The 21,977-nt window shown below is 71.0% G+C and carries 21 protein-coding genes; 14 read left to right on the top strand and 7 right to left on the bottom strand.

The annotated features are described in order from the left end of the window. The first annotated feature begins 38 nt into the window (after positions 1-38). Positions 39-2,687, top strand: a complete 2,649-nt coding sequence (locus SM447_RS13730; protein WP_474573146.1) for a DEAD/DEAH box helicase — start codon at positions 39-41, stop codon at positions 2,685-2,687. Between the two features lie 208 nt (positions 2,688-2,895). On the opposite strand, the gene SM447_RS13725 is transcribed toward SM447_RS13730, so the two are convergent. Then, complete coding sequence (locus tag SM447_RS13725; RefSeq protein ID WP_474573145.1) at positions 2,896-3,351, bottom strand: GNAT family N-acetyltransferase; 456 nt, start codon at positions 3,349-3,351, stop codon at positions 2,896-2,898. An 89-nt stretch (positions 3,352-3,440) separates the two neighbouring features. Next, positions 3,441-4,607, bottom strand: a complete 1,167-nt coding sequence (locus SM447_RS13720) for an MFS transporter (protein ID WP_474573144.1) — start codon at positions 4,605-4,607, stop codon at positions 3,441-3,443. Between the two features lie 41 nt (positions 4,608-4,648). On the opposite strand from SM447_RS13720, the gene SM447_RS13715 reads away from it, so the two are divergent. After that, a complete protein-coding gene (locus SM447_RS13715; protein ID WP_474573143.1) occupies positions 4,649-5,104 on the top strand; it encodes a MerR family transcriptional regulator in 456 nt (151 codons plus the stop codon). A gap of 56 nt (positions 5,105-5,160) precedes the next feature. On the opposite strand, the gene SM447_RS13710 is transcribed toward SM447_RS13715, so the two are convergent. After that, positions 5,161-5,946: an SDR family NAD(P)-dependent oxidoreductase gene (locus SM447_RS13710; RefSeq protein WP_474573142.1), complete on the bottom strand. Its 786-nt coding sequence runs from the start codon at positions 5,944-5,946 to the stop codon at positions 5,161-5,163. After that, a complete protein-coding gene (locus tag SM447_RS13705) occupies positions 5,943-6,806 on the bottom strand; it encodes a fumarylacetoacetate hydrolase family protein (RefSeq protein ID WP_474573141.1) in 864 nt (287 codons plus the stop codon). The genes SM447_RS13710 and SM447_RS13705 overlap by 4 nt, the downstream gene beginning before the upstream one ends. A 185-nt stretch (positions 6,807-6,991) precedes the next feature. On the opposite strand from SM447_RS13705, the gene SM447_RS13700 reads away from it, so the two are divergent. The 11 genes from SM447_RS13700 (at position 6,992) to SM447_RS13650 (ending at position 17,775) form a co-directional block, all read left to right on the top strand. After that, positions 6,992-7,456 (top strand): universal stress protein, encoded by a 465-nt coding sequence (locus tag SM447_RS13700; protein WP_474573140.1) that lies wholly within the window; start codon positions 6,992-6,994, stop codon positions 7,454-7,456. A 42-nt stretch (positions 7,457-7,498) separates the two neighbouring features. After that, complete coding sequence (locus tag SM447_RS13695; RefSeq protein WP_474573139.1) at positions 7,499-8,119, top strand: M23 family metallopeptidase; 621 nt, start codon at positions 7,499-7,501, stop codon at positions 8,117-8,119. Positions 8,120-8,257: 138 nt separating this feature from the next. Further along, entirely contained in the window at positions 8,258-9,790 is a 1,533-nt protein-coding gene (locus SM447_RS13690; protein WP_474573138.1) for an ABC transporter substrate-binding protein, read from the top strand. Between the two features lie 18 nt (positions 9,791-9,808). Continuing rightward, entirely contained in the window at positions 9,809-10,753 is a 945-nt protein-coding gene (locus SM447_RS13685) for an ABC transporter permease (protein WP_474573137.1), read from the top strand. Then, a complete protein-coding gene (locus SM447_RS13680) occupies positions 10,750-11,640 on the top strand; it encodes an ABC transporter permease (protein ID WP_474573136.1) in 891 nt (296 codons plus the stop codon). Before SM447_RS13685 ends, SM447_RS13680 begins: the two co-directional genes overlap by 4 nt. Then, positions 11,637-12,620, top strand: a complete 984-nt coding sequence (locus SM447_RS13675) for an ABC transporter ATP-binding protein (protein WP_474573135.1) — start codon at positions 11,637-11,639, stop codon at positions 12,618-12,620. The genes SM447_RS13680 and SM447_RS13675 overlap by 4 nt, the downstream gene beginning before the upstream one ends. Next, complete coding sequence (locus tag SM447_RS13670) at positions 12,617-13,681, top strand: ABC transporter ATP-binding protein (RefSeq protein ID WP_474573134.1); 1,065 nt, start codon at positions 12,617-12,619, stop codon at positions 13,679-13,681. The genes SM447_RS13675 and SM447_RS13670 overlap by 4 nt, the downstream gene beginning before the upstream one ends. Positions 13,682-14,089: 408 nt before the next feature. Beyond that, positions 14,090-15,109 (top strand): sulfate ABC transporter substrate-binding protein, encoded by a 1,020-nt coding sequence (locus tag SM447_RS13665; protein WP_474573133.1) that lies wholly within the window; start codon positions 14,090-14,092, stop codon positions 15,107-15,109. Continuing rightward, positions 15,106-15,954: a sulfate ABC transporter permease subunit CysT gene (gene cysT, locus SM447_RS13660; RefSeq protein WP_474573132.1), complete on the top strand. Its 849-nt coding sequence runs from the start codon at positions 15,106-15,108 to the stop codon at positions 15,952-15,954. Before SM447_RS13665 ends, cysT begins: the two co-directional genes overlap by 4 nt. After that, positions 15,947-16,783 carry a sulfate ABC transporter permease gene (locus SM447_RS13655; RefSeq protein WP_474573131.1) on the top strand — a complete coding sequence of 279 codons (837 nt, stop codon included), beginning with the start codon at positions 15,947-15,949 and terminating at the stop codon, positions 16,781-16,783. Before cysT ends, SM447_RS13655 begins: the two co-directional genes overlap by 8 nt. Continuing rightward, complete coding sequence (locus SM447_RS13650) at positions 16,780-17,775, top strand: sulfate/molybdate ABC transporter ATP-binding protein (RefSeq protein ID WP_474573130.1); 996 nt, start codon at positions 16,780-16,782, stop codon at positions 17,773-17,775. Before SM447_RS13655 ends, SM447_RS13650 begins: the two co-directional genes overlap by 4 nt. Before the next feature lie 91 nt (positions 17,776-17,866). Here SM447_RS13650 and SM447_RS13645 read toward each other — a convergent pair whose 3' ends face one another. Beyond that, positions 17,867-18,667 carry an alpha/beta hydrolase gene (locus SM447_RS13645; protein WP_474573129.1) on the bottom strand — a complete coding sequence of 267 codons (801 nt, stop codon included), beginning with the start codon at positions 18,665-18,667 and terminating at the stop codon, positions 17,867-17,869. A 191-nt stretch (positions 18,668-18,858) separates the two neighbouring features. On the opposite strand from SM447_RS13645, the gene SM447_RS13640 reads away from it, so the two are divergent. Beyond that, entirely contained in the window at positions 18,859-19,824 is a 966-nt protein-coding gene (locus SM447_RS13640) for a helix-turn-helix domain-containing protein (RefSeq protein WP_474573128.1), read from the top strand. Between the two features lie 20 nt (positions 19,825-19,844). Here the strand turns inward: SM447_RS13640 and SM447_RS13635 are convergent, their stop codons facing one another. Together SM447_RS13635 and SM447_RS13630 are read right to left on the bottom strand one after the other, a co-directional pair. Continuing rightward, positions 19,845-20,912 carry a glycoside hydrolase family 68 protein gene (locus SM447_RS13635; RefSeq protein WP_474573279.1) on the bottom strand — a complete coding sequence of 356 codons (1,068 nt, stop codon included), beginning with the start codon at positions 20,910-20,912 and terminating at the stop codon, positions 19,845-19,847. Continuing rightward, positions 20,909-21,934, bottom strand: a complete 1,026-nt coding sequence (locus SM447_RS13630) for a LacI family DNA-binding transcriptional regulator (RefSeq protein ID WP_474573127.1) — start codon at positions 21,932-21,934, stop codon at positions 20,909-20,911. Before SM447_RS13630 ends, SM447_RS13635 begins: the two co-directional genes overlap by 4 nt. Between the last annotated feature and the right edge of the window lie 43 nt (positions 21,935-21,977).

The following is a 21,977-nucleotide window of genomic DNA, read 5'->3' as shown; positions in this document are numbered from 1 at the left end:
ACTGCCACAGATCGGGACCTCGGCATCTTCGGGCGGGCATGGACAGGATCGAGCGTGACGAGTTCCGCCGCCTCACGGCGGACTTCAGGCGGTGGACTCGTCTCGCCGAGGACGTGCAAACCTGGCACCGGGCCGTCCAGGGCGCGGCCAGCACCGTGGAAGAGGCCATGCGCGCACGAAGCGTCCTGGTCAGCCGCTCCGGCCGGGCCGGGTGGCGCGTGCTGGCGCTGCGGGAGAGCGATCGCGACGTCGTCCAGCGCCTGCGGGAACGGGCCCTGCTACCCGCGATCGAGCCGGCCGACCGGGCCCTGCTGCGGCTGCTCACCGACGAGGCACCCCGCGCCGTCGCCGACATCGCACCCATGATCGGCGTACGCCGCTTCTTCGCCGGGCCTGCGGTGAGGCAGGCGGCGCTGACCGCTGGCGAGTTCCTGCGTCATCGACACCCGGACGTCATCGGCGTCGGAGGCCCGGAGCGACTGGCGCGCCTCGGCGTGCACACCGGGACTCTCGATCCGGCGCGGGCGAGGATCGAGGACCTGCTCGACCCGACTCTGCGCTTCGCTCTCGTCGCCGAGCGGACGGGACCGGAGCCCGAACTGGTGGACCGGTCGGTCTTCGCCGGTCTGCCGGAGGCGCTGGCCGCCATCGACAAGGTCGTAGCCGGCGAAGCCGCGTACCGCTCGGCGGTACGCGACGCGGGCGAGAAGGTCAGACACGCCGAGGTGCGACGGATCCTGCGGGACATGCCGGTGGACGCGTTACGGAGGGTAACCCGCGACCGGCTCCGACTCGGACCGCTTCCGGAGGCGGGCATCCACAGCGTGCAGGACGTGCTGCAGGCCGACGTGTCCCTCCAGGCGCTGCCGGGCCTCGGGGAGACCTCGGCCCGCCGCATGATCGGCGCAGCCCGCACCCTCTGGCGGACGACGTACGACGAGACACCGGTCCGCATCGACGTCGACCATCGCCACCCGGAGACCACTCACCTGCTGCGGTGCCTCGCCGAGTGGGACGCGCACCGGCGGACCCGCGGTGCGGCGGCCGACCTCGAACGCGCCGCCGAACTCGCGCCGCTGGGCAGGACCATCAACCGCAGGACCAGCCACCTCCTCGTGGTGCCGACCCGAGGGCTCGCCGCCAGCGAGCTGCGCGAGAGTATCCGGATCGTCAAACGGCGAGCCGAACTGCTCCGTGGTTCGTCCGCACCCGGCCGGCGGGGCCGGCGGGTGGACCCGTGGCACGACTTCCTCACCCGACCCGCCGACTACTTCGCCATGCTCGCCGAGCTGGGCTTCGTGACCGACGACGAGAACGCGGTGCACGGCGATCTCCCAGAGGAGATCATCCAGGCGGTACGTGACCAGGCGCTCGACGGTACCCACCTGACCGCCTCGTTGCGTGGTTATCAGAGCTTCGCGGCCCGCTTCGCCCTCGTGCAGCGCAAGGTCATCATCGGCGACGAGATGGGCCTCGGTAAGACCGTCGAGGCGATGGCCGTCCTCGCGCACCTGCACAGCAGGGGAAGCACCCATTTCCTGGTGGTGTGCCCGGCCGCAGTGGTCACCAACTGGGTCCGCGAAATCGCCGGCAAGTCGACGCTGCGTCCGCACCGGGTCCACGGCCCGGGACGCGAGCGCGCGGCCCGTCTCTGGACCCGTGACGGGGGTGTGGCCATCACCACCTACGAGACCCTCGCCTGGTGGGCGCCGGCCCTGCGGGAGCTGTCGAACCTGGCCTGTGTCGTGGTCGACGAGGCCCACTACATCAAGAACCCGCAGGCGCAGCGGACGATCAGGACGAAGGAGATCGTCGTCCGCGCCGAACGGGCCATCCTGCTCACCGGTACACCACTGGAGAACCGGGTCGACGAGTTCCGCAACCTCGCCTCCTACGTCCGTCCCGACCTCACCGTCGACGCCACCGATCTGTCGCCCAAGCGGTTCCGGCGGCAGATCGCCCCGGCGTATCTCCGCCGCAACCAGGAGGACGTGCTCACCGAGCTTCCCGACCTCATCGAGGTCGACGAGTGGCTGCCGATGTCGGCCGCGGACACCAGCCGCTACCGTGAGGCGGTCCGGCGCGGGAACTTCATGGAGATGCGCCAGGCGGCCATGCTCCAGGCGGCCCGGTCCACGAAGATGCGGCGCCTGATCGAGATCGTCGGCGAAGCGGAGGAGAACGAGCGCCGGGTCATCGTGTTCTCCCACTTCCGGGAGGTGCTCGACCTGGTCGCCCGAGCCCTGCCCGGGCCGGTGTTCGGGCCACTGACCGGGTCGGTACCAGCGAACCACCGCCAGCAGATGGTCGACGAGTTCTCGGCCGTCCGCCACGGGGCCGTCCTCGTGGCGCAGATCGTGGCCGGTGGCGTCGGGCTCAACATCCAGTCCGCGTCCGTCGTGGTCATCTGTGAACCCCAGCTCAAGCCGACCACCGAGGCGCAGGCCATCGCCCGCGCCCACCGGATGGGACAGGTCCAGGCCGTGCAGGTCCACCGGCTGCTCTCCGAGGAGGGCGTCGACCAGCGGATCACCGAACTGCTGGCGGGGAAGCGGCGCATCTTCGACGAGTACGCCCGGGTCAGCGACACGGCGGCGTCGAGCCCCGAAGCGGTTGACCTCTCCGAGGCCGAACTGGTCCGAGAGGTGCTGGCCGCCGAGCACAAACGCCTCTTCGTGCCCTCTTGATCCACATCACCTGGGGATCCGTGGCGGTAAAGGTGGCAACTGACCGGCGTGTCGTCTACCCCGGCTGCCACGGATCGGCGAGTGCTTTCTTGATGTTGTGCTCGGCCAGGTTCAGCATCCACTGGCCAGGTCGCGCACGTCGTCCGGCCGCAGGAACGCCCGTTCCATCGTCACCCCATCCTGGGACCCGGCCGGCCGCGACGCCATGTCACAGATCGAGGACGGCGACGGTCTGGCCGCCGCTCTTCTCGCCGGTCGGCCGGAAGCCCAGCTTGAGGTAGAAGGGTTCCGGTCCGCCGGCCCGGGGCTCCCAGGTGACGTACGCCCGGGTGCCACCTCTGGCCCTGATCTCCCGGCAGACGGCCTCGACGGCGAAGCGGCCGTAGCCGCGTCCCTGTGCGTCGGCCGAGATGTTCAGCCGCCACAGGCCGGACCGTCGATCGTCGGGATCGCGCTCGGGGTCCCACGGGATGTCCAGGAACGCCATCAGGAACCCGACCAGGGCGTCACCGTTGTAGATCAGTCTCGGCCAGGCGTGCTCGGGATAGACGTACGCCTCGGCGAGCGACTTGACCACCGGGGCGACCAGATCCTCCTGGTCGGGGCGGACGGACAGGGCGAGTGCCGCCTCGTAGTTCTCCGGTGTGATCGTCTGCAGCCGCATGCGGCGGACCATAGCGGGCGGAGCCGGAGCCGGCGACCCAGTTACCCGTGCACCGTGGGGACGCCGCCGAGCGGGGAGCGCCTGCCTCATCACGGGAGCAGTGCTTCGGACGCAGTCCCACGAGAGGAGACCCGGGCGATGCCGGTGGCGACGACGGTCGCAGCCAGGACGGAGACGGCGGCTACCGGGCCGATCCAGGTCGGGCCGAGCCCGACCGCGAGGACCGTTCCGCCGAGCGCGGCACCGAGTGCTCCGGCGGCCCCGGCGACCGAGATGTTGACGGCGGCGACCAGGCCGGTGGTGCCCGCGTCGACCTGGCTCATCAGCCAGGTCTGGACCAGCGGCACGACCAGGAACGCCGCCGCGCCCAACAGGGCCAGCCCCGCCAGTGCCAGCGGGGCCACCGGCAGCAGGAGCGGCTGCGCCAGCAGGATGAGGGTCAGGGCGCCGACGGCGGCCGGCAGTCGGCGGGTGATCGCGTCGGGGCGTACCCGACCGGCGAGCAGATTGCCGGCGATGGTGCCCAGGCCGTAGCCGACCAGACCGACACTCACCCAACCGGGGCTCAACCCGGTGACGGTGCGCAGCATCGGGGCGACGTAGGTGAAGGCGGCCACGAAGCCGGTCAGCGCCAGCAGGGTGACCGCGAGTCCGGCGTAGACGGTGGGGCGCAGCATCGCGCCGATGCTGTCGCGGACGCCGGCCGGCGGCGGATCGGGAATGCGGGGGCAGAAGACGAGGACGCCGAGCAGTCCGGCGGCGGCCAGGCCAGCCACGGCCACGAAGGTGGCCGGCCAGCCGTACGCCTCGCCGATCAGGCTGCCCAGCGGCAGACCGAGCACGGTGGCCAGGGCGAATCCGCCGAAGAGCCGGGCCACCGCGACGGTCCGCCGCTCCGGCGGTACCGAGGCCATGGCCACCTGGGAGGCCACCGCCATGAACAGCGCCTGGGCCAGCGCCGAGCCCAGCCGCGCCAACAGCAGCATCGCGTACGAGGTGGCCATGGCGCTGACCACCGCCGACACCGCGGCCAGCGCCATGGTGCCGGCGAGCAGTTCACGACGCGGCAGCCGGCGGGTCAGCACGGTGGCCACCGGACCGCCGACGGTCACCACGATCATGTACGCGGTGACCAGTTGCCCGGCGGCGGCAACGGACACGTCCAGGTCGGCGGCGACCTGGGGGAGCAGGCCGACCAGCACGAACTCGGCGGTGGCCACGGCGAATGAGCAGACGAGGAGCACATAGACGATCACGGAGGGACGCTAAAGCCTGACATCGACGTTAGAGTCAAGTGATGCGGATCGGTGAGTTGAGCGCGCGGACCGGCGCCTCGGTGCGGATGCTGCGCTACTACGAGGAGCAGGGCCTGCTGTCGCCCGTACGCACCGAGTCGGGATACCGCAGCTACCAGGAGGACGACGTCGACCGGGTGGCCCGCATCCGGTGCATGCTGTCGGCGTCGCTGCCGTCCGGAGTGGTCGGGCAGGCGCTGAAGTTCCTGCTGGACGGCCGCGCGGCGATCCCCGACGAGCCGGCCGACCGGGCCCGCCTGGCCGACACTCTTCAGGGCGAACTGGACCAGCTGACCGAGAAGATCGAGTCGTTGCGGTCCAGCCGGGACCTGCTGGCCACCATCGTCGCCGACGTCCGCGGCGACGTGGTGGGACCGGGCCATCCCGGTGATCCGGGCTGCGCGGTGGTCCGCCGGTCCGTCCTCAAGGCGGGCCCGGCGGTCGGACGGGTCCACTGAGCACGTGTTAAGAAGGGGCCCCTGCTATACACGAGGCGTTAATAAGGTGCCCTTCCTTACATCGGAAGCCGCAGGCCGTGCATCCCGCCGTCGACGGCGAGCACGCTGCCGGTGGTCGACCCGGACAGCGGACTGGCCAGGTACGCGACGGCGGCGGCCACCTCCTGCGGGGTGGTGAGTCGACCGGTGGGCTGGCGGGCCCGCAACGCGGCCAGTTCCGCCGCCGGATCCTCGGCGGCGTCGAGCAGCCGACGCACCCAGGGGGTGTCCGCCGTACCCGGGTTGACGCAGTTGACCCGGATGCCGGCGGTGACGAGGTCGGCGGCCATCGCCAGGGTGAGGGCCTGGACCGCGCCCTTGCTGGCGCTGTAGAGCGCCCGTCGCGGCAGACCGAGCCAGGCGGCGATGGAACCGATGTTGACGATCGCGGCATGTGCCGAGGCGCGCAGGTGCGGCAGGGCGGCCCGGGTCACCCGGACGATGCCGACCACGTTGACGTCGAGCACCCGGTGCCATTCCTCGTCGCCGTCGGTCTCCACGGTGCCGACCGCGCCGACGGCCGCATTGTTGATCAGGATGTCGAGTCCGCCGAACGCGGTGTGCGCCGCGGCGACCGCGGCCCGTACGGACGCGTCGTCGGTCACGTCGGCGGCCAGCCCGAGCAGCGGCTCCGGTACGTCCTGCGGGTTCAGGTCCAGGCAGGCCACCCGAGCCCCCCGCTCGGCGAGCAGGGTGGCGGTGGCCAGCCCGATGCCGGAGGCGCCACCGGTCACCAGCGCCGCCAGCCCGGCGAACTCGCCCGCGCCGCTCCTGCCGGCGAACCGGTGCTCGACGCCGGTCATGCCGGGGCCAGGGTCTGCCGCTGCCGGCCCAGGCCGTCGATCTCCAACTCGACCACGTCACCGGCGGTCAGATACGGCTTGGGCTCCGGCTGCCCGAGGGCGACGCCGGCCGGGGTGCCGGTGTTGATGACGTCACCGGGATAGAGCACCATGAACTGGCTCAGGTAGCGGACGATCTCGGCCACCGGGAAGACCATGTCCTTGGTGGTGCCGTCCTGCCGCAGCACGCCGTTGACCCACAGTCGTAGCCGCAGGTCCTGCGGGTCCGGGATCTCGTCGGCGGTCACCAGCCACGGGCCGAACGGGTTGAACGTCTCGCAGGACTTGCCCTTGTCCCACTGGCCGCCCCGGTCGAGCTGGAACTCCCGCTCCGAGACGTCGTGGGAGATGGCGTACCCGGCGACGCACGCCAATGCGGCCTCGACCGACGGCAGGTAGCGTGCCGTGCGTCCGACGACGACGGCGAGTTCCACCTCCCAGTCGGTCCTGGTGCTGCCGCGGGGCACCAGCACCGGGTCGTCGGGACCGACCACCGTGTCCGCCGCCTTGAGGAAGACCACCGGCTCGGTGGGCAGCGCCGCCCCGGTCTCGGCGGCGTGATCGCGGTAGTTCAGCCCGATGCAGACGATCTTGCCGGGGCGTAGCGGGGGACCGATCCGCAGACCGGCGCCATCGAGCACCGGCAGGTCGTTCGGGTCGATGGTGGCCAGTCGAGCCGGGCCGTCGGACGCCAGGAAGGCGGCGTCCACGTCACCGATCAGCCCGCGGAGGTCACGCAGCTGACCGACCTCGTCCAGCAGCGCGGGCGATTCCCGCCCCGGCGCGCCCACCCGCAACAGCTTCACGTCGCCCCCAGTCACCGCGTTGCACCCGAGCCGGTCGGACGTGTGATGTCTATCAGGTGATCGTGACCGCTCACAATCCCGGTCCCATGCCCCCTCCCATGGCCGCCGGGACTTCCGGCCCCTCGGGTCAGGACCTCGGCTGCTGGTCCGGGCACCGGTGCGCACGCTGCACTGGAGGCAGACGGAGAGGAGTGAGGACGATGACATACCTGATCGTTGTCGGCGTCGATGGTTCGGACGGTGGGCGGCGCGCCCTGCGGTGGGCGGCCCACGAGGCGGCCGAGCGCAAGGGCACCGTGCAGGCGGTCACCGCCTGGCGGTGGGATGGTCTGGACGGTGGTGCCATGGTCGCGCCCAACCCGATCGAGGAGGAGGAACGGGCCACCGCGCTGCTGGCCAGGGAGATCGCCGAGGTGACCCGGGACGCGTCGGTGACGCCGGTCGCGGCCGAGGTCGTCGAGGGTCGGCCGGCCGACGTGCTCACCGCCGCCGCCCGCGACGCCGACCTGCTGGTGCTCGGCAGCCACGGGCACGGCCGGCTGCGGCACACCGTGCTCGGTTCGGTCAGCGAGGAGTGCGTACGCAAGGCGACCTGCCCGGTGGTGGTGATCCCGGTGCCCGCACCGGTGCCGACAGGTACCGCCGTGCCGGCGGTGCCCGCCTGATGGCGGCCGACGGGGGTTGCCGGCGTCTGCCATGATCGGCAAGTGACCACCGGCCACCCCCGCCCGCACCGCCGCAACCGCCGCACCAGGCTCGGGCTCCTGTCCACCCTCGGTGTGGTGACCGCCCTGGCCGTGGCGGCCGTGATCGTGCTCCGTCCGGCGGGTCCCCGCCCGCTTTTCCAGATGCCGGTCGGGTGCGGCGAGACGTGGCAGGTGGGCACCTACCCCGGCCACGGTGACTACGACGTGGACTTCTTCCCGCTCTCCGGCGACCCGTGGGGTCAGCCGGTGCTCGCCTCGTACGACGGCACTGTCAGCGTCGCCGGGATCAACGGTGAGCTGGGTGGCCGTACCCCGGACAACCCGGACGGCCCACGGGGCCGGGGCGGCGGCTACTGGGTGAAGATCGACCACGGCGGGCGCTGGGAGACCCAGTACCTGCACCTGCTGGAGCCGCCGCTGGTGCAGGTCGGCCAGCGGGTCGTCCAGGGCCAGCAGATCGGCCGCATCGGCAGCACCGGCAACTCCGGCGCCCCGCACCTGCACTACGAGCAGCGGCGCGGCTGGCAGAAGGTGGAGACCTGGTTCGACGGCGTCCCCTCGGGCATCACCCACGACGACGCCGAGTACACCCTGCGGCTGACGAGCAACAACTGTCCGTAGGGGGTGCCGCCCGTGCCCCGCGCGATGGTCACGGAACGGCGGCGATCCCCGCTACCCGGGAGGCGAGACCTGCCGACCGCTGCGTTTGCGGTTAGCGTGGGGCGAGATCGACTGCCGGAAGAATCCCGGGGGAGGACCATGTCCAGGACCAGATTCAGGTTGACCGGCGCGACGATCGCCCTGATGCTCGCCGCCGTGGCCGGCTGCAGCGCGGGCGAGGGCGTCGACGTCGACGGCAACGACACGGGCTCCGGTGGCGTGCTCAACGCCGCGATCGGCGGCGAACCCGACCAGCTCGACCCGCACAAGACCTCCGCCTACTACAGCTTCCAAGTGCTGGAGAACGTCTTCGACACGCTCGTCGAGCCGGACGCGAACCTGGAGATGAAGCCGTCCCTGGCCACCGAGTGGACCACCAGCGAGGACCAGCTGACCTGGACGTTCACCCTCCGCGAGGGGGTCACGTTCTCCGACGGCTCGCCGCTGACCGCCGAGGACGTCGTCTACTCGTACAACCGGATCATCGACGAGAAGCTGAACAACGCGTACCGGTTCGGCACGGTGAAGTCGATAGAGGCGTCCGACCCCCGGACCGTCGTGGTCACCCTCAACGCGCCGACCCCGAACCTGCTGGCCAACCTCGGTGGCTTCAAGGGCGTGGCGATCGTCCAGAAGTCCAACGTGGAATCCGGTGACATCACCACCAAGCCGATCGGCAGCGGTCCGTTCGCCGTGGAGAACTACAGCTCCGGCGACAGCATCCGGCTGGTCCGCAACGACAACTACTGGGGCGAGAAGCCCAAGCTGGACGGCGTGCGGTTCACCTTCGTCAGCGATCCCACCGTCGCCCTGCAGAACCTGCGCGGCGGGGAGGCGCACTGGACCGACAACCTGCCGCCACAGCAGGTGCCCGCGCTGCGTGACGGGGACGACCCGACGGTGCAGTCGGTCCCCTCGACCGACTACTGGTACCTCGCGCTCAACCAGGCCCGCAAGCCGTACGACGACGTGAACGTGCGGCGCGCGATCGCTTTCGCGCTCGACCGCGAGGCGATCACCAAGGCCGCCAAGTTCGGACTGGCGACGGTCAACCAGACGGCCATCCCGCAGAACAGCGCCTTCCACTACGAGTACGCGCCGTACTCGCACGACGTGAACCAGGCGCGACAGCTGCTCGACCAGGCCGGAGTGAGCGGCCTGAGCATGGACCTCATGGTCACCAGCGAGTACCCGGAGACGGTCACCGCCGCCCAGGTCATCGCCTCGCAGCTGGAAGCCGTCGGGATCACCGTCAAGATCCGTACGCTGGACTTCGCGCAGTGGCTCGACGAGCAGGGTGCCGGCAGGTTCGACTCGTTCATGCTGGGCTGGCTGGGCAACATCGACCCCGACGAGTTCTACTACGCCCAGCACCACAGCGACGGCACGTTCAACTTCCACAAGTACGCCAACCCGAACGTGGACCGGCTGCTCGACCAGGCCCGGACGGAAACCGACCAGGCGGCCCGCAAGCAGCAGTACGACCAGGTGGCCAAGCAGATCGTGGACGACGCCAGCTACATCTACCTCTACAACCCCGACGTCGCCCAGGGCTGGTCCAAGAAGGTCACCGGCTACGAGGTACGCACCGACCGGGCGATCCGGTTCCGCGACGTGGCCCTCGCCCGGTGAGCCGGCGGGGGACCTCAGGTGGCCCGCTTCGTCATCCGTCGGCTGTTGCAGTCGGCCGTCGTGCTGCTCGGCGTGACCCTCGTGGTGTTCCTGCTGCTTCAACTGGTGCCGGGTGACCCCGTCCGGGTCGCGCTGGGCACCCGCTTCGACCCGCAGACGTACGAGGCGCTGCGGGCCCGGGCGGGGCTGGACCAGCCCCTCGTCGTGCAGTACTTCGACTACCTGCGGCGGGCGCTGACCGGCGACCTCGGTGTCAGCTTCCGCAGTGGACGCCCGGTCACCGCGATCGTGCTGGAACGGCTGCCGGCGACGCTGTCGCTGGCGCTCACCGCGGTGGTGTTCGCGATGGTGATCGCCTTTCCGCTGGGGATCGTCTCGGCCATCCGCAGTGGATCGCTGATCGACCACGCCGCCCGGGTGTTCAGCCAGTTCGGCGTCTCGGTGCCGGACTTCTGGATGGGCATCATGGGCATCCTGCTCTTCTCCGGGATGCTCGGCTGGCTGCCACCGTCGGGGTACGTCGCGCTCACCGAGGACCCGGCCCGCTGGGCCTCCCACGTGGCGCTGCCCGCCGCCACGGTCGGCCTGGTCACCGCCTCGATCCTCACCCGGTTCATCCGCTCGTCGATGCTGGAGGTGCTCTCCGAGGACTACGTCCGCACCGCCGAGGCCAAAGGGCTGCGGACCCGGGTGGTGGTGCTGCGACACGTGCTGCGCAACGCCCTCATCCCGGTGGTGACCGTCGTGGCGGTGCAACTGGCCAGCCTGCTCGGCGGGGTGATCGTGATCGAGGTGCTGTTCGCCTGGCCCGGCATCGGGCGGCTCACCTACGACGCGGTCCAGGCCCGCGACTACCCGGTGCTGCAGGGCGCGGTGTTGCTGGTGGCGGCGTTGTTCCTCCTGGTCAATCTGCTGGTCGACATCCTCTACGCCCGCCTCGATCCAAGGATCACGGTCAAATGAGCGAGCAGCAGGTCCACCGCGAGGGGCAACTGCGCCGGGCCCTGTCGGCGCTGCGGCGCGATCCGCTGGCCATGACCGGCAGCCTGGTACTGATGGTGCTGGTCGTGGCGGGCGTGGGCGGCTCCTGGCTGGCGCCGTCGGGGATCAACGAGGTCGACGTCGACCGGATGCTCCAGCCGCCCAGTTGGGCACACCCGTTCGGCACCGACGAGTTGGGCCGCGACGTGCTCAGCCGGGTCATGGTCGCCGCCCGGGTGTCGTTGCAGGTCGGCCTGGTCAGCGTCGGGATCGCGCTGGTGGTCGGGGTGACCCTCGGTCTGTTCGCCGGCTATTACCGCGGCTGGCTCGACAACGTGCTGATGCGCTGCATGGACGTGCTCTTCGCGTTCCCGGTCCTGCTGCTCGCGGTGGCCATCGTGGCGGTGCTCGGCCCGGGGCTGGTCACCGCGATGGTGGCGATCGGCGTGGTCTACACACCGATCTTCGCCCGGGTGACCCGGGCCGGCGTGCTCTCGGTGCGGGAACAGGTCTTCGTCCGGGCCGCCGTCTCCGTCGGCGCCTCCGACCTGCGGATCATGCGACGGCACGTGCTGCCGAACATCGCGGCACCACTGATCGTGCAGACGTCGCTCTCCCTGGCCTTCGCGATCCTCTCCGAGGCGGCGCTGTCCTTCCTCGGCCTCGGCGTGCAGCCACCCGACCCCGCCTGGGGGCGGATGTTGTTCGACGGCCGTGGTTTCGTCACCGAGGCGTGGTGGCTGGGCTTCTTCCCCGGCGCGGCCATCTTCCTCACCGTCCTGGCGTTCAACCTGGTCGGTGATGCGCTGCGGGACGTGCTCGATCCCCGCCAGCTCACCGTCAGCGAAGCCAGGAGGAGCACCGCATGACGCCGGTACTGGCCGTCGAGGACCTCACCGTCACCATCGGCACCCGGCGCGGGATGGCCCGGGCCGTCGCCGGGGTCGACTGGTCGGTGCGGCCGGGGGAGACCCTCGCGCTGGTCGGCGAGTCCGGCAGCGGCAAGAGCATGAGCGTGCTCGCCGCCACCGGGCTGGCGCCGCGCACCGCGCGGGTGACCGGGCGCGTGCACCTGCTCGGCACGGAACTCACCGGGCTGACCGAGGAACGCCGCCGCCGACTACGCGGGCGACACATCGGCTTCGTCTTCCAGGACCCGATGACCTCGCTCAACCCGGTGCTCACCGTCGGCCGGCAGGTCACCGAGGCCGCCGAGGAGCACCTCGGGCTGACCCGGCGGGCGGCCCGGTCCCGTGCCGTCGAGCTGCTGGACATGGTCGGCATCCCGTCGGCGGGGCAGCGGGTCGACGCGTACCCACACCAGTTCTCCGGCGGCATGCGCCAGCGGGTCGTGATCGCGATGGCACTGGCCTGCGAACCGGACCTGCTGATCGCCGACGAACCGACCACCGCCCTCGACGTCACCACCCAGGCCCAGATCGTCGAGCTGGTCGCCGACCTGCAACAGCGCCTCGGCACGGCAGTCGTCTGGATCACCCACGATCTCGGTGTCGTCGCCGGCATCGCCGACACCGTGGCCGTCATGTACGGGGGCCGGATCCTCGAACAGGGACCGGTCGACGCCGTATTCGGTCAGCCGTCGCACCCGTACACCGGGGCCCTGCTGGCCGCCCGCCCGGACCCGGCGGCCGGCGACGCGGACCTGGCCACCATCGCCGGCGCGCCGCCCAGCCCGTTGGACCTGCCTGCGGGCTGCGCGTTCTGGCCCCGCTGCCCGGTACGCGGTGACGCGCGCTGCGAGCACGAGGTGCCACCGCTGGTGTCGGTGTCGACCGGGCACCAGGTCCGCACCTTCTACCCGGGGACGCCCGACGGGGAGGGCCGATGAGCGAGCCTCAGCGGGTGGCCGGTGCGCCGGTGCCGACCGACAGCGGGACGCACCCCGCGGTGCCGAAACAGCGGGAGCCGGACGAGGTCGTGGCCGAACTCGACGAGTTGGCCGTGTGGTTTCCGACGCCGGCCGGTGTGGTCCGCGCCGTGGACGGCGTGTCCCTGCGGGTACGCCGCGGCGAGACGCTGGGGCTGGTCGGTGAGTCGGGCAGCGGCAAGTCCACCACGGGGCTGGCGCTGCTGCGGCTGGTGGACCCCACCTCCGGCACTGTCCGCGTGGCCGGGCAGGACGTCACCCGGTGGTCCCGGCGACGGCTGCGGGCACTTCGCCGCCGCGTCGCCATGGTGTTCCAGGACCCACAGGCATCCCTGGACCCCCGGCTCACCATCGGGGCGAGCATCGCCGAACCGCTGATCGTGCACCGGCTCACCGATGGTGGCGTCGCCCGTCGCCGCCGCGTCGAGGAGCTGCTCGACATGGTCGGACTGCGCGGTGACCTCGCCGACCGGCATCCGCACGAACTCTCCGGCGGCCAGCGGCAGCGGGTCGGTATCGCCCGCGCCCTGGCCGGCGAGCCGGACCTGATCGTGCTGGACGAACCGATCGCCTCGCTCGACCTGAGCGTGCAGGCGCAGATCATGAACCTGCTCCGCCGCCTGCAACGGGACCTCGGCCTGACCTACCTGTTCATCGCCCACGACCTCGCCGCCGTCGAGCACATGAGCGACCGGATGGCCGTGATGTACCTGGGCCGGATCGTGGAGAGCGGCACGCCGGAGCAGATCTGGCGCGATCCCGCCCATCCCTACACCGCCGCCCTGTTGTCGGCGGTGCCGGTCGCCGACCCGCAGGTGGAGCGGGACCGTCGGCGGATCATCCTCAGCGGTGACATTCCCAGCCCGGTGGATCCGCCGGACGGCTGTCGGTTCCGGACCCGCTGCCCGCAGGCGCGGCCGGAGTGCGCCCGGACCGATCCGGTGCTGGCCGAGGTCGCCCCCGATCACCGGGCGGCGTGCCTGTTCGCCGGGGAGGCGGTGCGGGCGATGCGCTCGGCCTGATCCGGCAGTCCCGACGCGTCCTCGGACGCGTCACGACGTTGGCCGTCCGAACCCTGCCACTATCCCTACATTTTCTGTCGGGAATGCCGGTGACGGGGGGTGTCGCTGCTCCTCCGTCCAGCGTGGCGTGCCGCTGCGGCCGGGTTCGCCCCACCCGAACTAAGTCTTGAAAACCTGCCGGGTTGGTGGGATATTCGGTGCGCGCTCGACGTGCGCGGCCTCGGCCGACGGGTCGACGCGCGGGTCGAGCGCGACGCGTAGGTTGTCGCGGCGCTGCCGGGCATCGGGGCCCGACCCGACTGTCTCCCACTGCTGCTCCAAGACGCGACTCGACAACGGACGAATTACCTATCTAATCGATCGGATTTATATGGTGCGGGTACGCGCCGGAGGAGGACGGGTTCGCACATGAGGCACCGGATCAGATCAGTCAGCGCCCTGGCCGTCATCGTCGGTCTGGTTCTGGCCGGTTGCGGTGGCGGTGACGCGGCCGGCAGCTCCAGCACCTTGAGCATCGTCGGTTTCGCGGTACCCGAGGCGGCGAACAAGGCGATCGCCGCAGAGTGGAACAAGACCGAGGCGGGCAAGGGGGTCCGGTTCCGGACCTCCTACGGCGCCTCCGGTGACCAGAGCCGGGCGGTGGTCTCCGGCCTGAAGGCCGACTACGTCCACTTCTCCGTCAGCAGCGACGTCACCCGGCTGGTCGAGGCCGGCCTGGTGGAGGAGAGCTGGGACGACGGACCGAACAAGGGGATCGTCTCCTCCTCGGTCGTGGTCCTCGCCGTACGCAAGGGCAACCCCAGGAACATCCAGGGCTGGGACGACCTGATCCAGCCGGGCATCGGCATCGTCACGCCGAACCCCGCCTCGTCGGGTGCCGCCCGGTGGAACGCCCTGGCCGCGTGGGGGCACGTCGCCGCCAACGGCGGCACCGAGGCACAGGCCGAGGAGTACCTCACCAAGCTCTTCGCCAACGTGGTCGCGCTGCCCAACAGCGGCCGCGACGCCACCACCACCTTCCTCGGCGGCACCGGCGACGTCCTGCTCGCCTACGAGAACGAGACGATCCTGGCCCGGCAGAACGGCGAGGAACTGGACTGGGTCCTGCCCGCCACCACCATCCTGATCCAGAACCCGGGTGCGAATCTCAAGGACGCCGATCCGAAGGCCAAGGAGTGGCTCGACTTCGTGCTCGGCCCGCAGGGTCAGCGGCAGTTCGCGCTCACCGGCTTCCGGCCCATCATCGACGGCGTCGACACCACCGGCATCGAGGGCGCGCTCGACCCGAAGAATCCCTTCCCCACCCCCGAGAAGCTGCTCACCGTCGACAACGACTTCGAGAGCTGGTCGGCGCTGTCGACGAAGTTCTTCGACGAGAACGAGGGCATCGTCACCAAGGTCATCGCGGCCTCCGGGAAGGCGAGGTGACCTCGACGCCCCTGGCACCGGACCGCCCGGCGGGCACCCGCCGGGCGGTCCGGGCCGGCCTGCCGTTGACCCGCGTCTCCGGCCTGGGGCTCGGCGTGGCGATGGTCTGGTTCAGCCTGCTGGTGCTGATCCCCCTCGCCGCCGTGGCGGTGACCGCCGCCGAGGGCGGATGGGACGGCTTCTGGCGGACGGTCACCAACGAGCAGACGGCCGCCACCATCCGCCTGACCATCGGCACCGCCCTGCTCGTCACGCTGGTCAACATCGTCATGGGCACCCTCATCGCCTGGGTGCTGGTGCGGGACCGGTTCCCCGGCAGAAGAGCGCTGGAGGTGCTGATCGACGTCCCGTTCGCGCTGCCGACCATCGTCGCCGGCCTGGTGCTGCTGTCGCTGTACGGGCCGGACAGCCCGCTCGGGGTGAACATCGCCAACACCCGGATCGCGGTCTTCCTGGCCTTCCTCTTCGTCACTTTGCCGTTCATCGTGCGCACCGTGCAGCCGGTGCTGACCGAACTCGACCCGGAGGCCGAGGAGGCCGCGGCGTCGCTGGGCGCCAGCCGGCACGTCACGTTCCGGCGGATCATCCTGCCCAGCCTCGCCCCGGCCATCGCCGCCGGTGCCGCGCTCTCCTTCGCCCGCGCCGTCGGCGAGTACGGCTCACTGGTGCTGCTCTCCGGCAACCTGCCGATGCGTACCGAGGTGGCGTCGGTACGCATTCTCAGCAGCATCGAGAACGACAACCCGGAGAGCGCGGCGGCGGTCGCGGTGGTGCTGCTGGCCGTGTCGTTGGTCGTCATCGTCGTACTCGACGTCATTCAGCGGAGGGTGATGCGCCGTGGCTGACCGCCCGATCGCCGCCCGTACCCCCGTCGGTCACCGGCCGGGCCGACACCTCCTGCGCGCCGTGGTGGTGGCGTACCTGTTCTTCCTGGTGGCGTGGCCGTTGTACCTGGTCGGCCGCAACGCCTTCGCCGACGGGTCCGCCAGCCTGCGGGACATCCTCACCGACCCCGACGTCACCCACGCGCTGCGGCTCACCGTGCTGATCGCGGTGGTCGCCGTCGTCATCAACACGGTGTTCGGTGTCGGCATCTCGATCCTGCTGGTCCGCTACGACTTCCCGGGCAAGCGGACGCTCAACGCCCTGCTCGACATGCCGCTGTCGGTCTCACCGATCGTCGTCGGTCTCGCGCTGGTCCTGGTCTACGGCGGACGGGACGGCTGGTTCGGACCGACCCTGGAAGCGGCCGGATTTCAGATCATCTTCGCGGTGCCGGGCATGGTGATGGCCACCGTGTTCGTGGCGCTGCCGCTGGTCATCCGGGAGGTCGTGCCGGTCCTGCAGGAGATCGGCGACGAGCAGGAGCAGGCCGCCCGCAGCCTCGGCGCCAACGCCGTGCAGACCTTCCGCCGGATCACCCTGCCGTCCATCAAGTGGGGCGTGAGCTACGGGGTCGTGCTCAGTCTCGCCCGTTCGCTCGGCGAGTTCGGCGCGGTCAAGGTCGTCTCGGGCAACGTGCTCGGTGACACCCGTACGGCCACCCTCGTGGTGGAGGAGAAGTACCTCAACTTCGACAAGGGCGGTGCGTACGCCACCGCCTTCCTCCTCGCCCTGGTCGCGGTGGCCTGCATCATCGTCGTATCCGTTCTCAGGCCGAAGGAAGAGCGTTGAGCATCGAGATTTCCCACGTCGGCAAGCGTTTCGGAGACTTCGTCGCCCTCGACGACGTGTCGGTGAGCATCCCGGCGGGTCGGCTCACCGCCCTGCTCGGCCCCTCCGGTGGCGGCAAGTCCACGCTGCTGCGGATCATCGCCGGGTTGGAACGCGCCGACACCGGGCGGGTCGAGATCGACGGTGTCGACGCCACCGGGCTGCCACCGCAGAAGCGCAACGTCGGCTTCGTGTTTCAGCACTACGCGGCGTTCAAGCACCTGTCGGTACGCCGGAACGTGGCCTTCGGGTTGGAGATCCGCAAGCGCTCCAGGGACGAGATCCGCCGTCGGGTCGACGAACTGCTCGCGCTGGTCCACCTGGGACAGTTCGGTGACCGGTTGCCCGCACAGCTCTCCGGCGGACAGCGGCAACGGATGGCGCTGGCCCGGGCGCTGGCGGTGGAGCCGACCGTGCTGCTGCTCGACGAGCCGTTCGGCGCCCTGGACGCCAAGGTCCGCAAGGAACTGCGGGACTGGCTGCGCCGGCTGCACGACGAGGTGCACGTCACCACCGTCTTTGTCACCCACGACCAGGAGGAGGCACTGGAGGTCGCCGACGAGATCGTGGTGATCAACGACGGGCGGGTGGAGCAGATCGGGTCGCCAGACGACCTGTACGACCGCCCGGCCAACGAGTTCGTCATGCGTTTCCTCGGCCCGGTCACCCAGCTCGGCGACCGGTTGGTGCGTCCCCACGACCTCCAGCTCTCGGCCGACACCGCCGACGGCGTGCCCGGACGGGTCAGCCGGATCACCCGGATCGGCTTCGAGATCCGGGTCGAGGTCACCACCGCCGACGGTCAGCCGGTCACCGTGACCCTGACTCGCAACGAGTTCCTCGCCCTGGGCATCGACACCGGGGCCGACGTGCGCCTCCGCATCGCCCCCGACAGCCCCACCACGGCTCTGTCCCCGCCCGCCCACCCGGTCGATCTCGCCGCCGCCCGTTAGCGCTCCGACCCATTGACCAAGAAGGTGGCGTCGGCCGTCGAGCCCCGATCCGACGCAAACTTCTTGATCACGGCTGGTTCTGGACGCCGCGTCAGGTCCGGGCGTGGCGCAGCGCCCAGTCGAGGGCGTAGTCGGCGATCTCCTCCCAGCCCTTCTGCGCGGGCAGCAGGTGCGCGTAGCCGGCATACTCCTTGACTTCGGTGAGCGCGTTCGACTTGTAGTGCTTGGCGTTGGAGCGTTGGACGGCCGGCGGCATGATGTGGTCCTCGCTGCCGGAGATGAACAGCAGCGGAGGCCGGTCGTCGTTGTGGTAGTCGACCCAGGTGTCCTGGTGGCCGGGGCGGAAGTTGGCCAGCACGCCGCCCCAGACGACTCCGCCGCTGGCCGGGATGTGGTAGCGCTCGTAGAGGACCCGGGATTCCTCCTCGCTGAAGGTGTTGGTGAAGGCGTAGCGCCACTGCTCAAAGGTGAGCCCGACCGCCTTGTGCCGGTTGGCGGGGTTCTTGAGCACCGGGAACGTGGACTTCAGCTGGGATGGCGGTACTACAAGAACTCCCTCGGTGGGGGCGGAGTTGAGCGCCACACCGACGGCGCCGAGGCCACGGTCGAGCAGGATCTGGGTGAAGGCGCCACCCGCGGAGTGGCCCATGATGATCGGTGGCGCGTCGAGCGCCTCGATGACCTCGGTGAGGTGGGCGATCACATTTGGCACGGTGAGGTCGACGATCGGCGACGGATCCGCGTTGAGTGCCTCGACCTCGACCTCGAACCCCGGGTACGCGGGCGCCAGCACCGTGAAGCCGCGTGATTCGTAGTGGGCGACCCAGTTTTCCCAACTGCGGGGTGTGACCCAGAATCCGTGGACGAGGACGATCGTGTCGGGCGCGGTCATGGCAGCTCCCTCGCGTCTGCATATGCCTGACGACGTCAGGCTCTTCCTCGGCGTGGCACGGAGCATCGCCTCGTAACACGCGCGTGGGAACCTTAGGCGTCCGACGAGCCTGTGCTGGTGCTGTGCGTGCACGGATTTCCGGCCCACAGTGCACACCGGACGTCCGGTGCCGACGTCGACGAGGTGACGCGATGGCGATTGTCCTGGACACCGCGGAGCTGCCGCCTGGTGATCGGGTCGAGGCGGTGCACACCGCGATGGCGGAGGCCTCCGCGCCGTGCCACGTCATTCACGAGGACCCGGGCGGCGACGTGTACGCCCGGATGGGCGTGTGGCGGCTCGGCGAGGCCAGTGTCTTCACCACCGAATCGTCCGGGATCCGGCTGCTGCGTACCGCTCGACAGGCTCGGCAGGACGTGATGCCCGTGGTGGCGCTCTCCGTCCAGCGACTCGGTGACGGCCGTCACGACCAACTGGGCCGACGGGCGCTCGTCGCCCCCGGCGAGCTGATGGCGGTCGACCTGTCCGCCCCCTACGACTTCTCCTGGTCCGGTACGGGAGCGGCCGGCAGCCTCCAGGTGCCCATCGAGCAGCTCGGCCTGCCTGTCGACGTCATCCGTCGCGCCCTGGGCGGCTTGCCGGCCAGTCCGTTGTACCCGCTGGTCACCCGGCACATCGCGGGCCTGGTGACGGCGGTGGGTCGGCTCAGTGCCGACCCTGCGGCACCTGCTCTGGGCGCGGCCAGCATCGAACTCGCCCGGGCCCTGCTGGCGTCAGCCGCCCAGGCCGGGCGTGACGCCGTCGACCCGGCCGCGACGCTGCTCACTCGGGTTCGCGCGTACGTCCGGCGGCACCTCTCCGATTCCGACCTGTCCCCGACGGGCATCGCCGCCGCCCACAACGTGTCGCTGCGCCACCTCTACAAGGTCTGCGCCGCAGCCGATCTGAGCCTGGAGCAGTGGATCATCACTGAACGCCTGGAGGGCGCTCGTGAGGAGCTGCTCCGCCCGCAGAGCCGGGACCGGACGATCGTGGCGGTCGCGCGCCGCTGGGGATTCCGCGATCCGACCCACTTCACCCGCCGCTTCCGTGCGGCCTACGGCCTCACCCCCGGGCAGTGGCGACGCCTCGGCAGGGAAGGCAGCCGGCGGGAGTGACGCTGCCTGGGCTGGTCAGGTCACCTGGCCTCCGGGACCGGTCCCGCCAGCTCGAGCGGCTGCCTGCCGTCGGGGAGCAGTCTCGGCTGTCGGGCGACCAGACCGACGGCGCGGTCGTAGCGGACCGGGACGGGGTCGCTGAGTTCGCCGACGAAGTCGCCGTCGGCGTGCTCGACGAAGCCGATGAGGGACCAGCCGTCGCCGTCGGGGACCAGCCGGGGGGCGTACAGGTGCGGTTGCGCGACCGGCTGGGCGGCGGCGACGTCCCACGGTCCGCGCACGGTGGGGCCGGGGGCGACCCAGAGCCGCTGCCCGGGCTCCCGCTCGGCGCCGAAGGCGTTGGTGCAGAACAGCAGCAGCGGCTGCCCGTCGACGACGGCGACCTGCGGCACCTCCAGGTGACCGAAGCCGGCCGGCCCGGACAGCGGGGGCCGTACCGTCCAGTTCACCAGGTCCGGGGAGGTGGCGTGGCCGACGACGCCGCGCGCGTCACCCGGTCCCTGGTTGGTGCGGGCGGTGATGAGCATGTGCCAGCCGTCGCCCTGCGGGTCCGGGAAGACCCACGGGTCGCGCCAGGCCTGCTCGTACCACATCTCGCGGTCGAGCAGTTCGTACCAGGTGGGGTCGGCCTCCAGCAGCGGCGCGTCGCCGTGCCGGTGCCACGTGACCAGGTCGTCGGAGACGGCCAGGCCGATCCGCTGGACCAGTCCGTCCTCAGCTCGACCCACGCCGGTGTAGAAGAGGTACCACCTCCCGTCCGGGCCGTGAACCGTGCAGCCGGTCCAGGTCGCCAGGTCGTCCCAGGCCGGAGCGTCGGCGGGTACGAGCGCGTCGGCGAGCAGGTGCCAGGAGCGCAGGTCGGGGGAGACGGCGTGGCCGATCGAGGCGCGCCGGTGGCGGCGGTGCGGGTCGAGCAGGGCCCGGGAGGCGCGCAGGAAGAACGCGTGCCAGCGGCCGTCGTCGTCCTGGGCGTACCAGCTGTCCCACACCCAGTGGTCGGGCAGTCGAAGCATGGCCGGAAACGTATCAGTGAATCGGTTTAGCGGCGAGAGTGGGTGCCCCGGCCGCCAGGCGGGGGGCGACGTCAGTCGGTGGGTGCGGCCACCGACCGACGTCGCCGCAGCGGCATCGGCACGTACGACGCGCCGGACTGCCCGCCGTCGAGCAGCACCTCCACCGCGCGACGTCCCATCTGTTCGTGTGGCAGCGCCGCGGTGGAGAGCCCCGGCCGTAGCCAGGCCGCGATCGGATCGTCGTCGAAGGAGATCACCGAGAGGTCGTCGGGAATGGTCAGGCCGGCCTCGCCGAGCGCCTGGTACGCGCCGAAGGCGAGCCGGTCGTTCATGCAGATCACCGCGCTGGGCCGGGTCGCGCGGTCCAGCAGCGTACGCATGGCGGTGTAGCCGTGTTCGGGCAGCCACTCCGGGCAGAAGCCCTCGGCGAGCAGCGAGACACCGGCGGCGGCGAGGGTGCCCCGGATGCCGCGCAGCCGGGCGTCGGCGGCCAGCGAGATCTCGGGGTCGATCTCCTTCTCCCGGTTACGGCCGATCAGGGCGATCCGGTCCCGGTGACCCTGGGCGAGCAGCGTCTCGGCGACCGCCACCCCGGCGCCCTCGTCGTCGGGCAGCACGCAGGGCAGCTGCTCCGGGCTGGTGGCGTTGAGCAGCACCACCTGACCGCCGAGGATGGCCGGGGGCACCGCCAGCCGGCGGGTCGCCATGGCCGCGTAGATCACGCCGTCGACCTGGCGGTCGAGGATCGCCTCGATGGCGTACCGCTCGAACGCCGCGTCGCCCTGGGTCTCGGTGATCAGCAGGACGTGGTCGCGCTCGCGCGCGGCGTCCAGCGCGCCACGGATGAGGCCACCGGCGAAGCGGGTGGTGGCGACGATGTCGGAGACGAACGCGATGGTGGCGGTCTTGCGGGTGCGCAGGCTGCGGGCCGCCACGTTGGGCCGGTAGCCGAGTTCCTCCGCGGCCGCGAAGACCCGCTGGTGCGCCTCGGCGGAGAGCCGGGTGCCCTCGCGCCCGTTGAGCACCATCGACGCGGCGGTCTTGGACAGACCGGCCCGTCGCGCCACGTCGGCCAGTGTCGCTCTCTCGCGGCCCATGAGTCCTCCGATCGCGGCGGTACGTCCCGACGCCGCCGTGGTC

Source organism: Micromonospora aridisoli (genome assembly GCF_056150025.1).
The sequence above is the reverse complement of the archived record's forward strand: the minus strand, read 5'-3'. Positions and strand labels throughout refer to the sequence as shown.

Coding starts and splice junctions, on each gene's coding strand:
- SM447_RS13715 (WP_474573143.1), top strand. CDS start 4,649: ATGCGGATCGGTGAGTTGAGCGCGCGGACCGGCGCCTCGGTGCGGATG.
- SM447_RS13640 (WP_474573128.1), top strand. CDS start 18,859: ATGGCGATTGTCCTGGACACCGCGGAGCTGCCGCCTGGTGATCGGGTC.
- SM447_RS13675 (WP_474573135.1), top strand. CDS start 11,637: ATGACGCCGGTACTGGCCGTCGAGGACCTCACCGTCACCATCGGCACC.
- SM447_RS13730 (WP_474573146.1), top strand. CDS start 39: ATGGACAGGATCGAGCGTGACGAGTTCCGCCGCCTCACGGCGGACTTC.
- SM447_RS13670 (WP_474573134.1), top strand. CDS start 12,617: ATGAGCGAGCCTCAGCGGGTGGCCGGTGCGCCGGTGCCGACCGACAGC.
- SM447_RS13710 (WP_474573142.1), bottom strand. CDS start 5,946: ATGACCGGCGTCGAGCACCGGTTCGCCGGCAGGAGCGGCGCGGGCGAG.
- SM447_RS13630 (WP_474573127.1), bottom strand. CDS start 21,934: ATGGGCCGCGAGAGAGCGACACTGGCCGACGTGGCGCGACGGGCCGGT.
- SM447_RS13645 (WP_474573129.1), bottom strand. CDS start 18,667: ATGACCGCGCCCGACACGATCGTCCTCGTCCACGGATTCTGGGTCACA.
- SM447_RS13680 (WP_474573136.1), top strand. CDS start 10,750: ATGAGCGAGCAGCAGGTCCACCGCGAGGGGCAACTGCGCCGGGCCCTG.
- SM447_RS13725 (WP_474573145.1), bottom strand. CDS start 3,351: ATGCGGCTGCAGACGATCACACCGGAGAACTACGAGGCGGCACTCGCC.
- SM447_RS13700 (WP_474573140.1), top strand. CDS start 6,992: ATGACATACCTGATCGTTGTCGGCGTCGATGGTTCGGACGGTGGGCGG.
- SM447_RS13690 (WP_474573138.1), top strand. CDS start 8,258: ATGTCCAGGACCAGATTCAGGTTGACCGGCGCGACGATCGCCCTGATG.
- SM447_RS13665 (WP_474573133.1), top strand. CDS start 14,090: ATGAGGCACCGGATCAGATCAGTCAGCGCCCTGGCCGTCATCGTCGGT.